General features: G+C 51.4%; 12 protein-coding genes. 4 read left to right on the top strand and 8 right to left on the bottom strand.

Going from position 1 to position 13982, the window contains the following annotated elements:
* The first annotated feature begins 12 nt into the window (after positions 1–12).
* Positions 13–909, top strand: a complete 897-nt coding sequence (locus CLFS41_RS26945) for a LysR family transcriptional regulator (RefSeq protein WP_007862283.1) — start codon at positions 13–15, stop codon at positions 907–909.
* 180 nt (positions 910–1089) lie between these two features.
* On the opposite strand, the gene gnpA is transcribed toward CLFS41_RS26945, so the two are convergent.
* On the bottom strand, positions 1090–3336 hold the full coding sequence (gene gnpA, locus CLFS41_RS26940) for a 1,3-beta-galactosyl-N-acetylhexosamine phosphorylase (protein ID WP_045094123.1): 2247 nt from the start codon (positions 3334–3336) through the stop codon (positions 1090–1092).
* 202 nt (positions 3337–3538) lie between these two features.
* Here gnpA and CLFS41_RS26935 point away from each other — a divergent pair, with 202 nt between their 5' ends.
* Positions 3539–4441, top strand: coding sequence for an AraC family transcriptional regulator (locus CLFS41_RS26935; protein ID WP_045094122.1), 903 nt, complete (start codon positions 3539–3541; stop codon positions 4439–4441).
* Between the two features lie 15 nt (positions 4442–4456).
* Here the strand turns inward: CLFS41_RS26935 and CLFS41_RS26930 are convergent, their stop codons facing one another.
* The 3 genes from CLFS41_RS26930 to CLFS41_RS26920 all read right to left on the bottom strand — a co-directional run bounded on the left by CLFS41_RS26930 (position 4457) and on the right by CLFS41_RS26920 (position 7451).
* A complete protein-coding gene (locus CLFS41_RS26930) occupies positions 4457–4873 on the bottom strand; it encodes a hypothetical protein (RefSeq protein WP_007862286.1) in 417 nt (138 codons plus the stop codon).
* Between the two features lie 263 nt (positions 4874–5136).
* Positions 5137–6516 (bottom strand): PhoH family protein, encoded by a 1380-nt coding sequence (locus CLFS41_RS26925; protein ID WP_007862287.1) that lies wholly within the window; start codon positions 6514–6516, stop codon positions 5137–5139.
* A gap of 245 nt (positions 6517–6761) precedes the next feature.
* The gene (locus tag CLFS41_RS26920) at positions 6762–7451 is read right to left on the bottom strand and encodes a flavin reductase family protein (protein ID WP_007862293.1); all 690 of its coding nucleotides are present in this window, start codon (positions 7449–7451) and stop codon (positions 6762–6764) included.
* Between the two features lie 175 nt (positions 7452–7626).
* Between CLFS41_RS26920 and CLFS41_RS26915 the strand changes: the two genes are divergently transcribed.
* Positions 7627–8862, top strand: a complete 1236-nt coding sequence (locus CLFS41_RS26915; RefSeq protein WP_048929168.1) for a CaiB/BaiF CoA-transferase family protein — start codon at positions 7627–7629, stop codon at positions 8860–8862.
* Between the two features lie 90 nt (positions 8863–8952).
* Here the strand turns inward: CLFS41_RS26915 and CLFS41_RS26910 are convergent, their stop codons facing one another.
* Genes CLFS41_RS26910 through CLFS41_RS26905 form a run of 3 tightly spaced genes read right to left on the bottom strand, consistent with a single transcriptional unit; the run spans position 8953 to position 11094 of the window.
* The gene (locus CLFS41_RS26910) at positions 8953–9606 is read right to left on the bottom strand and encodes a MaoC/PaaZ C-terminal domain-containing protein (protein WP_052665900.1); all 654 of its coding nucleotides are present in this window, start codon (positions 9604–9606) and stop codon (positions 8953–8955) included.
* Positions 9607–9612: 6 nt separating this feature from the next.
* Complete coding sequence (locus tag CLFS41_RS29210; protein WP_052665898.1) at positions 9613–9813, bottom strand: hypothetical protein; 201 nt, start codon at positions 9811–9813, stop codon at positions 9613–9615.
* Positions 9814–9867: 54 nt separating this feature from the next.
* Positions 9868–11094, bottom strand: a complete 1227-nt coding sequence (locus tag CLFS41_RS26905) for an acyl-CoA dehydrogenase family protein (RefSeq protein WP_045094121.1) — start codon at positions 11092–11094, stop codon at positions 9868–9870.
* A 248-nt stretch (positions 11095–11342) separates the two neighbouring features.
* On the opposite strand from CLFS41_RS26905, the gene CLFS41_RS26900 reads away from it, so the two are divergent.
* Entirely contained in the window at positions 11343–12962 is a 1620-nt protein-coding gene (locus tag CLFS41_RS26900) for a PucR family transcriptional regulator (protein WP_045094120.1), read from the top strand.
* A 3-nt stretch (positions 12963–12965) separates the two neighbouring features.
* Here CLFS41_RS26900 and CLFS41_RS26895 read toward each other — a convergent pair whose 3' ends face one another.
* Positions 12966–13970 (bottom strand): electron transfer flavoprotein subunit alpha/FixB family protein, encoded by a 1005-nt coding sequence (locus tag CLFS41_RS26895; protein WP_045094119.1) that lies wholly within the window; start codon positions 13968–13970, stop codon positions 12966–12968.
* Positions 13971–13982 lie beyond the last annotated feature (12 nt).

Genomic DNA, 13982 nt, shown 5'->3' with positions numbered 1-13982 from the left:
GGAGAAGCTTCTATGAATATCATTAAATACCGGTTACTGGTCAAAGCGATTGAATTAGGAAATCTGACAAAAGCAGCATCCGAGCTGGGATACACCCAATCCGGAGCCAGTCACCAGATTAAGTCGGTGGAAGAAGAACTTGGGATTAAAATCTTACAGCGTGACCGTTCCGGTACCAAACTGACCACCGAAGGAAAATTGCTTCTGCCTTATATCCGCGAAGCTATTTCATGTGAAGATAAAATCCTGGCTACCGCCAACTCCATTATCGGAATGCAGATTGGTTCCCTTAAGGTCGGTGCTTTTACCAGCGTATCCCTTGTGCTTCTGCCTATTATCATAGGTCAGTTTCATCAGCTTTATCCCAATGTGCAGATTGAAATGCTGACCGGCGAGGGAAGCTATCCTGAAATGGAACAGTTTCTTATAGATGGAATTGCTGACTGCAGCTTTGTCAGCGGCTCTAACGCTCAAGGGCTGAATCAAATCCATTTATTTGATGATTCCCTGTGCCTGGTACTTCCGCCTGACCATCCGCTGTCATCTTCTGATTCCCCCATAACGTTCCAACAGTTGAATGGGGTACCATTTTTAATGCCTACGGACGGAAGCAATACAGATATCCTTTATCTGTGTCATAAACACAATTTCAATCCTTCTGTGGCCTTTACCATGCACGATGATCTTGCTTTGTTAGCCATGGTTGAAAACGGCCTTGGCTGTACCGTCCTTCCCAAACTGATTCTAAACAATTACTCTCGTAGAGCAGCAATCAAATATCTGGAGGGTTATCCTACCCGTTCCATCTCCATTGCAACCCGTACTGATGAAGTGCTTTCCCCCATTGTCTCTACTTTTTTGGAATTAACCCAGACCATTATTCGTCAAAGGCCTGATCTAACCAATTAAAAAAAGGATACCGCCTCCGTTAAAAACGCGGTATCCCTTGCATTGAGTTCCGGCAATCACAAGGTAGGGAACAGGCGCCGGGAAGGAAGTGCACACGGTTGCGTGATCCACGGTCACACCCTTAAACTGGCTGCGTTAAGGGACGCCATCCTGCTGCCCAATCAAAAGAATACATCCATATCAGATCGTAAACCAGCGTATTTCACAGGCATTTAGCTTTATTTCCCGTGCATTCCCCTGTCCATCGTACACCACGGTATCCTGAAGTGTACTGGAATTATTCACCACCGCATACCGTCCGGTCTGCGGGTAAGCGTGTACCTCACAGTACACGTTATCCCCGTACCATTTCTTCATGTCCTTCTCCCTGGACGCTGCATAGAACATGCTTCGCAGCAGGATCCTTGTATTCTCCCGGCTGTAAGGAAGCCCTGCCAGATACACACTGCGGCCTTTTCCGTAAGAGTGGGCACTCAGATGCACTTCATGGTTGGAATATTCCACAATTTCCGTGTCCGGGCCAAGGGCGTAGACGTTCTTCATACCTTCGCCGAAATCAATGGGTAATATCCTGTCCGCCGGGCCTGGTTTGCCGTCCTGTGAAACCGCCTGCCCGCCTGTGGGAACCCACTGCCCTGGCTGCCGGATCAGGTCCTCTGTGATAAAATGTCTCTCCGCCTGTTTCACATAGTACTTATCCGTGGAAAGGGAATATCCCAGTTCTTTGTCAACTCCCAGCACATCGGCCAACTGGAAGAAACGGCCTGCGTGATGAACCGCGCTGGGTTCGCCCACACCCACAAAACCGCCGCCCTCATGGACCCATCTGCGGATCGCGGCCACCAGCTTCCCATCCAGCCACTCATCCCCGCCGGACCAGGCCGTTCCCGCATCGCCTGCATTGATGATCACATCCACATCCTCCGGGATGCCCTGCTCCCTGATGTCGTCAAAGCTGATAAAGACCACATCCACACCGGCGCCGCTTAATGCCTCCAGTATGCCGAAATACGTATAGGTCTGCTTATACCACAGCGCATGGGCTACCATATAGGACTGCCAGGACCGCAGCCGTCCCCAGCTGTTAAGTACGGCCGCCTTCAGCCCGCAGTAGGGTTTGCTTCCCCCGATATTCCCATATATCTCCCGGAATTCATCCGTTACCTTTTCAATATAATCCACAAAGGCGGGGAATTTATAAGCCAGGCTTAGATATCCTCCGTATCCAATGCGGTCCACCGGCTTGCGCATCAGGGCACGGCGGGCGCACAGCCAGTTCTCAACCGCTTCCGGGACAGGATCATTTCCCTCATAAAAGGTGTCGGGGAAAAAGTAGGGGAGGAACCGTCCTTCTGTATACTTCACGCCTGGAATATCGGAGATCAGGCGCAGGGTGGCTCCTCCGCCCACACTTCCCACCACCGCGTCCAGCCCTATTCCAGGAAAATATTTACCGTAAGGTTCCGTGCCGATCCAGTTGTCCCCCAGGAACATCATGGCCTCCCGGCCTGCCTCATGGACCAGGCTGACCAGTTCCTTAGCCTTTCCGGCCACAAAGCGCTGGATAAAATCCATATAGTCCCTGTAATGTTTTGTGGGCATCCGGAATGTGGAATTGTAGTAACCGTTGTCCACAATATCCTCGGGACGCAGTCTGTAGCCATATTCCTGCTCAAACTCTTCCAGGGCCTTCACGGACACAGTGGCCCCGTATCCAAACCAATCCACGAACTTTTCCTTTGCATCACTGCCAAACACCAGGGTGAAATGATAAAAAAACGTGGTAAAGCGCACCACGTCCGTGTCAGGATTGTCCTTTAGCCACTGGATCAGATACTTCTTTGCAAATGCTCCGGAAGCTGCCTGGCGCACGTCAAAGGGTATCTCATGTGGTTTATCTCCCCAATGGTTGGTGATGTGGTTGTACATCTGCGTGGGATCCCATATGGCATACACAAGAAAGGATACCGTATACTCATGAAAAGGCTCCGCCCGGAGGATGACCGCCGCCATGTCCCCATCCTCTGCGGACAGTTCCCAGCCCTCTGCCGGAACCGGCTCTCCTGTGGTCCTGTCCATAACCTCCCACCATTTCTTCGGATCGTGATCCAGGTCAGGAACCACCTGCTGGTCAAAATATCCCTCCATAAACCGGATCCTTAACCCTGCCCCCGCCGCGGTATGCCGTCTGGACATAAGATAGAGCTGCTGGCATTCCTCCATGTGCTCCCCGGCAAACTCATTGTGCCCTCTGGCCACAAAATATGTGGTATATATCTTCGCATCCAGGGATTTGATCTCCTGGTCCAGTTTTGTGCCGTCACTGTCACGGATGGCATCCGCCCCCCAACGCTCCATTAATTCCTTTGTCTCCTCAAGAAAATGTGATTCGCTGGGCAGTGTCACCCTGCCTTTTGTCTTGGACATATAGTTCCTCCTTGTACACAGATGGTAATTGTTCAATAACCTCAGTATATACAAATCGGGAAATTGGCACAAGATGGATCGGCTAATTATATTTGCACATTCTATTCTTTTATTTGCATTATCTTTCTTTACATGGAATATTTGTATGATACAATAGAATCAATGGGACAAGAGTAAACCCAATAAGAAGGGGGAAGGATTTATGGCATATGAAAGTGTGCACCTGGAGGACAGCATCACCATAGAAAATATCATATCCATCCACTATTTCCAGTATATGAGCGACTTTTCCTTTCCAGGGGAAAGCCATGATTTCTGGGAGCTGGTCTGTGTGGACCGTGGAGAAATAGACGCAATTGCCGATGACCGGCGGCTGACGCTGAAAAAGGGCAGCATTTTGTTCCACAAGCCCAATGAATTCCACAACGTACTTACCAACGGCCTGGTATCGCCCAGTCTGGTGGTAATTGGATTTGACTGCCATTCCCCCTGCATGAAGGCATTTGAAAACCAGCTCATGACCATACAGGATACGGAAAAAGAGCTGCTGGCCCAGATCATCGTGGAGGCCCGCAACATCTTTGACGGCCGTCTGGATGATCCCTACCAGGAGAAACTGGTGTTTCTGAACCATCCTGTTTCTTTTGGGTCCGCACAGCTGATCAGCCACTACCTGGAGCAGCTTATGATCCATTTGTACCGAAGGTATTTTTCCTATCCACTGCCCGTGCACTCCACGGACTTTTTGACCGCAAAGTCAGGAACAGGCAGCGATACCTATAACCGGATCGTACGGTATATGGAGGAGCATATCAATGAGCAGCTCACCATTGATAAGATCTGTAAGGATAACCTGGTGGGGCGTTCCCAACTGCAAAAGCTGTTCCGGGATGCCCAGGGCTGCGGGGTGATTGAATTCTTCTCCATGATGAAGGTGGACACGGCCAAACAGATGATCCGTGACCACCAGCTGAATTTTACGCAGATTTCAGATAAACTTGGATACACGTCCATTCACTACTTTTCCAGGCAGTTCAAAAAACTGACGACCATGACGCCATCGGAATACGCCACATCCATACAGCTGCTGTCGGAAAAGCCGTGATACTGTAAGGCAGGTTCACGTCTTTTTAATAAAATCCGTCTTACATTTGGGGCAGTGGATGCTGACTTTCCCATGCCCTCTGGGAATGCGGATCTTCTGACCGCAGTTTGGGCACTTAAAAATCCGGTATTTGCGCCCTTGTGTAAAACTGAATTTCACTTTGCGCCAGTACTCAGTCACATAAAAACGCATCCTGAGAAACACCTGGTTTTCCTGATAACGCTTTCCCACGTTCTTTGAGAACATACGGAAATACATGGTGATAAGCCCCACCAGTTCCAATGTGTCAAGGATCGTGGACGGGAGCGAAGCCCGCACAAACAAATTAATCACGATCAATACTAGAACTGCCCATACCATAAACTGGCCCAGCTGGTCCATCCCGTACCTGCCTATCATAAAACGCTGAAATTTCTCTCTTAACCGGTTCATCCCTATCCATTTCCTTTCCCGCCGGCTGTCCTGGTGCCGGCTCTCTGCCGGTTTTGATGCCGGTCAACCGGCAGCCCTGATACCGGAGCTCTGCCTGTTCCGGTACCGGACGGCGCCACTGGGATCAGCCCTTCGCATGACAGTAACTATAACCTAATTTCCGCTTAAAATCAATGCGGCCGCGGGATTCTTAATGGTATTTTTAGAAACTGTGGCCGGGAGGCATGCGTACTCCCCACTGCATTCTCCCCACTGCATTCTCCTCACTGCATTCTCTTCACTGCATCCATGGCCAGCTGGGAGCGCTGGCATTCCTCCGCGCATAGGGTAATCTGCCAGCACAGGGAACTCCCCTTCATGTGCTCTGCCGCATAGCTCAATCCATTGGTCCGCTCGTCCAGGAAACTGCGGTCTATCTGGTTGGGGTCGCCTAAAAGGATGATCTTAGTGCCTTTTCCTGCCCTTGTAATGATCCCCTTGACCTGGGCAGGTGTCATGTTCTGGGCCTCATCAATGATCAAGTAGGTCCTTACAATGGACCTTCCTCTTATAAAGTTCAGCGCCTCTGCCTGAACCAGTCCCCGGTCAAATATCTCATCGATCTTCCCTTTCAGCTCAGATTCATTCTCATAGCGTTTTTCCTCGCAGGAATCAATGAGCTGCTCCAGGTTGTCTATGATGGGGCGCATCAGGGGCGAGATCTTTTCCTGTTCATCCCCGGGAAGGAAACCGATGTCTGAGTCAAACTGAGCATTGGGACGGCTGATAAGGATCTTCCGGTATTCGCCGGAAGGGTCGTTCAGCAGCTTCTCAAGCCCTACCGCCAGGGAGTAAAAGGTCTTTGCAGTGCCCGCCATTCCCTTTACAATCACAAGAGGGGCCCGGTCGGCGGACTGCATCAGGGCTTCCTGGAGAAAATATTGGCCGGAATTTTTTGGTGCGATTCCGTAGGGTCTGGCTTTTTTGTAGTCCAGCCCCACGATCCGCTCTCCCTCCACCCGCCCCAGTACTGTTTTTTTAGCAGACTGGTCCGCTTTCAGTATCACAAACTGGTTTTCCCAGAGTTTTGGAGTGGTATGCACGCCTTCCTGGCTGGAAGTGTAAACAATATTTACAGGGATTCCCTTTTTCTTAAAATCCTTAAAACAATCCTCAGGCGCATATACCTCAATTCGGCCCGTATACTGTTCCTCCTTGTCGGAAACCTGCTCAGTTAGAAAATCCTCTGCCTGGATCCCAATTATCTGGGCCTTGATCCGCAAAAGGATATCCTTGGTCACAAGGATCACCCTTCCGTCCTGTTGCTGGCCTGCCAGCCCCCTGCATACCTTGAGGATGCGGTTATCCATCTTATCATCAGGAAGATCGGGAGGCAGTACAATATCCACGAAATTTTTCTCCACCCGCAGGCTTCCCCCACGTTCCAGCATGACGCCCGACAGCAGGTCCCCTTTTTGGCGCAGCCCTTCCAAAAGCCGGATGGCCGTTCTGGCATTGGCACCTTTCTCGCCTTCTGATTTTTTCAGATTGTCCAGTTCCTCCAGTACGGCCACGGGCAGGACGATCTGGTTGTCCTCAAAACAATGGACGGCGTAGGGCGCCTGTATCAGAATATTGGTATCCAGCACATAGGTTTTTATCATTCACAGGACTCCTTTACAATTATTTTTAAGCGTTTCCCCCTGAAACACCTCACCCAGAAGCGCTTCTGCCAGGATTTTTGCTTATGGGACCATCATATCCTAAATATCGGATCTATGTTACCAGAGTACTGTAAAAGTAATGTAAAGGGAATATATAAATCCCTTCCGGACAAGGCGCGTAATACCACAAGCAGCGCCAGTCCCACAACAATGCCAGCAAAACTCAGCATACCCTGTCTCCGTTTCTAATCCCTGCCATTCTCATTAGGACGCCTTCCCTCCATCGCGGCCATGCGCGCTGCACTGACACCCGGGACCCGCATGGAAAATGTGTCCTCCATCACCGAGTAGTCCCAGTATCCAGCCCTTCCAAGCAATCGCAGCTTTTTATAGTCCAGCTTTCCGTCCGGGAGAATGATCTCATCTGATACATGGATCTCCACCACTCTCCCGATAATCATATCCACGGTCCCCTTTCCCCCTGCAGTCCTCCCCGGAATCCGTATGGTCTGCATATACTCACATTCAAACTGGATGGGAGATTCCGCCACACGCTTTGCAGCCACACGCACGCTGTCAGCCTTGTGCAGGCCGGCCTTTTCAAACTCATCCTCCTGCGGCCCAAACCCTGAGGCTGTAATGTTCATCGCATCCTTCAATTCGCAGGGTACTGCATTGTATACAAAGCAGCCCATGGACTCAATGTTATTTACCGTATCCTTTCGGCGCACTGCATCTTCATCCCCGCCCTGGTTTACGGCGATCATTACCATGGGAGGATCATAGGACAGGTTCTGGAACTGGCTGAAGGGCGCAAGGTTATCCACACCCTCCCTGCTCACCGTGGAAATCCACCCAATCGGCCGGGGCGCCACACAGGCCTTAAACGGATTTAACGATAAAGGGCATGTTTCATTTACAGGTGAGTAATGCATATTCATTCTCCTTTTCTCTTTAACATCTTTATTTGGTGCAATTCTGTATCTTGTAGTTAAAACAACCACAATCTTCAGCAAAACCGGTAAAATCTTTTGTATTCCATGGCAATTGTTTTTCCTCCTGTATTTGTATAAGATTAACCTATCTGAACGTACATAAAGGAGGAGTTGTATGGAGCAATATAAACCATTAAAAGGTGTGAAGGTTGTGGAGTTATCCCTGATGGTGGCATCTGCATCCTGCGGGCGTATGATGGCAGACTGGGGAGCGGATGTCATCAAGGTGGAAAATACCAAAGGAGGGGACACGTTCCGGAAATGGCCTCTGGGGATCGGAGCTCCGGCTGATGATGATTTTGATCCCCTGTTTGACAACCTGAATGCCAACAAGCGTGCCATCAGCCTGGATACCGGAACCAAATCCGGCCGCGAAGTCATGTTCCGGCTTTTGGAACAAGCGGACGTATTTCTGACAAACCTGCGCACAAGTACCCTGCAGAAATCCGGTCTGGATTACGACAGTCTGAAGGACCGTTTTCCAAAACTGGTAATGAGCCAGCTGGACGGATATGGGGAAAAGGGCGATGAAGCTTCCCGCCCCGGATACGACAACACGGCATTCTGGGCAAGGGGCGGATTCCTGTTCAGCCAGAGTATCTATGGGGACAATGAACAGGCATATCCCGTGTACATGCCTATGGGGTTTGGGGATGTGACCTGCGCAATGGGAATGATGGCCGCCACCGTGTCTGCGGTACTGGCCGCCCGCCAGACCGGAAAAGGGGACCGCGTATCCTTAAGCCTGTACGGAACCGCGGTATGGCTTGCCAATATTCTGGTTTCCGGTTCCCAGTACGGCTTCCGCCTTCCCAAACGCCGTGAAGACTCCAGTCCATTTGGAGCGCCTTTCAAGTGCAGCGATGGGCGGTGGTTCATGCCCCAGATCGTCAACTTCAGCCGGGACGCGCCGGTCTTCTACAAACTGCTGGGGGCCGATGACATGGCGGATGATCCGCTGTACGCGTCACGTGCCAGCTTTAATCGTGTGGAGGTCTGCGGCCCTGTGATCAGACGGTTTGAGGGGATTTTTGCGGCCAAGACTGCCGATGAATGGAAGCGCCTGTTTGGCGAGGCCGGTCTCTGCTGCGAGATCCTGTACCGCTATGATGACATACTGACCGATCCCCAGGCGCTGGCCAATGATTTTATCTATCAGATGAAATATCCCAACGGGCAGGAGGCCGCCCTGGTACGCAGCTGCCTGAACAGCAAACGCATGGGACTTCCCCCGTTTAAGCGCGGCCCCATGCTGGGTGAACACACGGTGGGCATATTAGGGGAGCTGGGTTATACGAATGATGAGATCCAGGCTCTCCTGGCGGAACATTCGGTCAAACAGCATGACTGAATAAATCTTGATGAGCCGTCTGTTTCCAGGAAAGGCCGGACTGCAGTCTTCACTGCGTATCCAGCCTTTCCGTTTTATATTATCCATCTGTCAGACCCAGGTCATCTGCCCGAAATCCAGGATCGCCTTCCCATCCGTATCCTTTACCATACGGAATACCGCCTTCCCGGATCCGGTCTCCCAGATGTGGAGGGAAAAACATTCTCCCGGCATGGCAACGCTCCTGAACTGGTTCTCAATGGAAACCATGCGCTCCGGCTCCCCGGGAAATAAAGCTCCCACCATCATACGGCAGGCATATCCCAGGCTGCAGAGCCCATGGATGATCGGCCTCTCAAACCCACATTTTGCGGCAAATTCCGGATCCGCGTGAAGAGGGTATGTGTCCCCGGTCAGGCGGTACAGCAGCGGTGCATTGAGTGGATATCCATTCCTGCACACATGATCCGGTTTCCGATCCGGAATCTCCACCGTGCTGCAGGCTGCCTTCGGCCCGCCAAATCCTCCGGTCCAGCGGTTTAAATAGCCCATGGTGTTGGTAAATACAGGCTCACCATTCTCATCCCTTCCGATCACATCCACCTGGATCTTGGCGCCCTTGCCTTCCCCCCGGTCATAGACAGCGCTGATCACCTTCTCGATCATAAGTGCCCCCTTAACAGCTATGGGCTTGTGCAGTACCAGCTTGTGGTCCATGTGCAGGGTTCCGTCCGTGCGCAGTCCCGGGATCATCCTGGTTGGCATCTGTGGCTAGGGATCATAGGGATCCATCCCAAATGTCCCGGCACAGGGGATTACACCAAATGTGGGGATTGCTTTCAGCCCCTTCTCATAGACATAGTCCAGTTCATCCTGCCCGGCTCCCACACTCAGATTATATAAGATCAGGTCCCTCCAGGAGTATGTAAACTTCTGTTTCAGGGATAATCCTACGGCAGATTCATTCAGCATTCTCTTTCCTCCCCTTAAGCGTATTTTTTCATGCAACGCAGTACCAGGCAAGTTTTATTTTATTCTGTTAGCGCGGATCACATTGCCGCTGATCACTACCCTTTGTATCTCGTTTGTCCCCTCAAATATCTGGAAGATCTTGGCGTCACGCATCAGCTTTTCCACCGGGTAATCCCTCATATAGCCGTAACCGCCAAGGATCTGGACCGCCTCTGTCACCACATGGTTCAGGGCATCTGAGCAGTAGCACTTGGCAATGGGGCCCAGCGTGGCTGCAGACGGGTCCCCTGCGTCCAAAAGGGCCGCAACCTTCATGCCGATGGCCCGGCTGGTCTCAATTGCAATCTCCATATCCGCAATCTTGAATCCGATCGCCTGGTTCTTATAGATCGGTTTGCCCATGCTCACCCGTTCCTGGACATATTTAACGCAGACGTCCTTGGCCGCCTTCATAATACCCACGCAGCCGCTGCCCACACCGGCGCGGCCCTGCTCCAGGGTCTTCATAGCTATCTTAAATCCCTCCCCCTCCTTGCCGATCAGAGCCGATGCCGGGATATGTACATCCTCAAATATCACATCACAGGTGGCGGACTGGCGGATTCCCATCTTATCCTCATGTTTGCCAATGCTTACGCCGGGAAGATGGGCGTCAACCAGGAACATGGTCAGTCCCTTGTATCCCAGGGAACGGTCCACGGAGGCGACCACACACATGAAATCCGCGTAACAGGCATTGGTGATAAAGCACTTGCGGCCGTTTAAAATATATTCCTTTACACTGCCGTCCCCGTCCAGGACTTTTTGCGCCAAGGTTTTGCAAGACCCCGCATCAGATCCCGCATCAGGCTCTGTCAGGGCAAATGCGGCAAAACCACTGCGCTTTTGGGGCCAGCGCGGATCTCTGCCCGGCCTGTCACTTGTAAGTATGTCCACACACCACTTCTTCTGCTCCTCGGTTCCGGCCAGAAGAACGGGTTTGATGCCCAGATTATTTGTTCCGCAGGTCAGTCCGAATCCTGCATCCCCATACATTAATTCCTCACGTATCCATGCAGCGGTCACATTGCTCAGCCCCTGTCCGCCATACTCCGCAGGCAGGTCTGCACAGATCAGTCCCATCTCAAACGCTTTGTTGTATGCATCCCAGTCCAGCTCTCCGCTGATATCGTGCTCAGCGGCCTTTGGGCGGACCTCCTTCATCACAAAATCATGGACCATATCCACGATCTCCTTGTCTTCACCAGTTAATACCAATCCCGCTGCTGCTACATCTACCATACTGTTACCATCCTTTCCTAAAGTGAAATAAAGCCTGCCGCTTTGTCCTTATCATAACAGAACAACTGCATGTGACCTACGGTGCGGGCTACAAAAAAGCCATTTTCTTCTTATGCCCTTTGTGGTTAAAATAACCATACACTGAAGGTGCCTGTCTTAAATACAAATTTATATGGAATTTTCTATCTTTTTCTGATATTATTAATCACAAACGTCCTGTTTTTTTCAGCAGCCGAAGGGGGGGCATTATGCAAATAGCACAAAGCATTATTCTTGATCTGTTAAAACCATTTGAACCAGAATCATTGATCCCGGAGAGCGCTTCTTTTTCCTTCCGGCAGATCCACCTGCTGGATGATATCCCGATCTCACCGGAGGAATCCGTTCTCTATGTGGGCACATGGAAGCAGGTGCAGACACTGGACCCCTCTTTTTGGGAGATGACCTGTATTGTCTGCATGGGTTCCAGGGATGAAATCCTCCCCCTGGCGGAGCGGCACGATTCCAACCTGATCATCATACCAGATTTCTATTCCCTGGCCTCTGTGGCAAACCGGCTGTATACGGGCTTTGACGAGATCCGGAAATGGAGCAGCGATCTGGAAATGGCGATCCTTGCCAAAAAGGACTATCAGACCATCATCTCCATTGGCACCCGGTTCTTTGGTAAGAATCCGATCATAATGGTAAATTCATCCTATAACCTTATCGCAGGAAGCATGCCTTCCTCGCCTTCCCATGAGCGTATTAATGCGATCCTGAAGAACGGTTATTACTCCAAGGACATGACGGACGGTCTGGCACGCATGGGCTATCAGGCCAATGGGATCAAATATACCACCCCGACCGTCCTCTATCCGCCCAACTATATGGACTGTCCTCTCATGGTGCTTTCCACCCATGCGGACAACGGCATATTCCTCGGCTTTATCACCATTTATTTTATTGAGGATGAGCCCACTGAGGCTCAGTTCCAGCTGTTTTCCTACTTTGCACGCAAGGTGCGCAAATATTATCTGGAAAACAGCGGCGAAAACGCATCCACCCCCACCCCGCTGGAGGTTTTTATGGCAGATCTCATTGACCATACCCGCGAAGATGAAACCTTCCTGAAAGACCGCGCCCGCTCCTTGCGCCTTCCCCTGGACGCTTCCTACCGGCTCTGTGTCATACAGTGGGATAAATTCGTGCTTCCCCAGGCCGACTACATCATGAACAGGCTGAGATCCTGTCTGAAGTTTCCCTTTTTCCGGGTCCTTCTGTATCATCAGTCCGTTCTCCTCCTTCTGAAGGGGGATATTTCCAGCCTGAGACTGATTGAGGAGATCAATGAATCCTTTGATGAATTCGGGGAGCTTTTAAAAATATGCCAGGGACATGCAGGATTCTCCACTGCCAATTTTCCTCTCCTCAAGATGAATATCGCCTACCGCCAGGCTGTTACAGCCGCAAGATACGGCATGATGCTAAACCCCGAGACAGGTATTTACTTCTATTCCCACTATTATATCTATGAGATGCTGGATGATTATAAAAAACGGTACGCTCTGGAGGATATGTCCGTACAGAAGCTGGCCCTTCTCAGTGATCCGGCGGAAGATCGGTATGATAACCTGGCACTCCTGCGCAACTATCTGCTGACCGAGAGGAGCATATCCAGCACTGCCAAGATCATGCATATGCACCGCAACAGCGTGATTTACCGGCTGAACAAGATCCAGGAGATCCTGGGCCTGGATCTGAACGACCCGGATGTGCGCCTAAGACTTCTGATCTCCTTTAAGATCCTGGAACTGCAGTCAGGGCACATCCAGCCGGCTCCCGCGATCGAGGCACCGTCAAACGGAGCCATCAGCTTTTATGAATAAGGATCACGCCTTTAATTTTCTGATTTCTTCTGTGAGGACCGGAAGCACCTCAAACAGGTTGCCTACAATGCCATAGTCAGCCGCTTTAAAAATGGGGGCTTCCGGATCTTTATTAACAGCCACTATACAATCGGATCCCGACATGCCCGCCAGGTGCTGAATGGCGCCGGAGATACCGCATGCAATGTACAGCTTGGGTCCCACGGTCTTTCCGGTCTGTCCCACCTGACGGGCATGGCCGATCCACCCTGCATCTACCGCAGCGCGGGATGCGCCTACGGCAGCTCCCAGAACACCTGCCAGTTCCTCCAGCAGCTTAAAATTCTCCGGTCCGCCCATGCCGCGCCCGCCGGATATTATGATTTCGGCATCCTCCAGATTGACAATGCCTGATGCAGCTTCCCGCACGGAATCCACCAGTCTTGTACGGATTTTTTCTGCCGGCACGGAAATGTTCTCCCTGATGACCTGCACTTCTTTTTGATCCACCGGCAGCTTCTTAAATACGCCGGGGCGTACTGTACCGATCTGCGGACGCGTATTGGGACACATGATAACTGCCATGAGATTGCCTCCAAAGGCAGGTCTTGTCCAGGCCACATTGCCGCTCTCCGCATCATAGTCCAGGCTGGTACAATCCGCGGTCAGCCCGGTGCGCAGCCTGCAGGACAGGCGCGGTCCAAAATCCCTGCCATTGTTGGTGGCGCCGATCAGGACGGCGGACGGCCCATAGGTTTGGACCAGCTCGGCCATGGCGTATGTATATGCGTCAAAACTGTATTTCCCATACTCAGGCCCTTCCACGCTGATGATCCTGTCCGCTCCGTATTGGCGGACCTGGGCAACCGCTTCCTCATTATCCCGGCCCAATATCACTGCCACCAGTTCCTCACCGGCCTTATCCGCCAGCATGCGGCCGGGGTTTAAAAGCTCCAGTCCCACGCTTTTTACCTTTCCTTCATCTGTCTCGATAAACACCCATATATCCCTGTTTTTAAACTCACTCATAATCCCTACACC

It is taken from the genome of Clostridium sp. FS41 (assembly GCF_000954015.1).
In the GTDB taxonomy this organism is placed as follows: Bacteria; Bacillota; Clostridia; order Lachnospirales; family Lachnospiraceae; genus Enterocloster; species Enterocloster citroniae.
The sequence above is the reverse complement of the archived record's forward strand: the minus strand, read 5'-3'. Positions and strand labels throughout refer to the sequence as shown.

Bases quoted from the DNA above. Each gene is read 5' to 3' on its own strand.
- CLFS41_RS26945 (WP_007862283.1), top strand. From the start codon at position 13: ATGAATATCATTAAATACCGGTTACTGGTCAAAGCGATTGAATTAGGA.
- gnpA (WP_045094123.1), bottom strand. From the start codon at position 3,336: ATGTCCAAGACAAAAGGCAGGGTGACACTGCCCAGCGAATCACATTTT.
- CLFS41_RS26935 (WP_045094122.1), top strand. From the start codon at position 3,539: ATGGCATATGAAAGTGTGCACCTGGAGGACAGCATCACCATAGAAAAT.
- CLFS41_RS26930 (WP_007862286.1), bottom strand. From the start codon at position 4,873: ATGAACCGGTTAAGAGAGAAATTTCAGCGTTTTATGATAGGCAGGTAC.
- CLFS41_RS26925 (WP_007862287.1), bottom strand. From the start codon at position 6,516: ATGATAAAAACCTATGTGCTGGATACCAATATTCTGATACAGGCGCCC.
- CLFS41_RS26920 (WP_007862293.1), bottom strand. From the start codon at position 7,451: ATGCATTACTCACCTGTAAATGAAACATGCCCTTTATCGTTAAATCCG.
- CLFS41_RS26915 (WP_048929168.1), top strand. From the start codon at position 7,627: ATGGAGCAATATAAACCATTAAAAGGTGTGAAGGTTGTGGAGTTATCC.
- CLFS41_RS26910 (WP_052665900.1), bottom strand. From the start codon at position 9,606: ATGCCAACCAGGATGATCCCGGGACTGCGCACGGACGGAACCCTGCAC.
- CLFS41_RS29210 (WP_052665898.1), bottom strand. From the start codon at position 9,813: ATGCTGAATGAATCTGCCGTAGGATTATCCCTGAAACAGAAGTTTACA.
- CLFS41_RS26905 (WP_045094121.1), bottom strand. From the start codon at position 11,094: ATGGTAGATGTAGCAGCAGCGGGATTGGTATTAACTGGTGAAGACAAG.
- CLFS41_RS26900 (WP_045094120.1), top strand. From the start codon at position 11,343: ATGCAAATAGCACAAAGCATTATTCTTGATCTGTTAAAACCATTTGAA.
- CLFS41_RS26895 (WP_045094119.1), bottom strand. From the start codon at position 13,970: ATGAGTGAGTTTAAAAACAGGGATATATGGGTGTTTATCGAGACAGAT.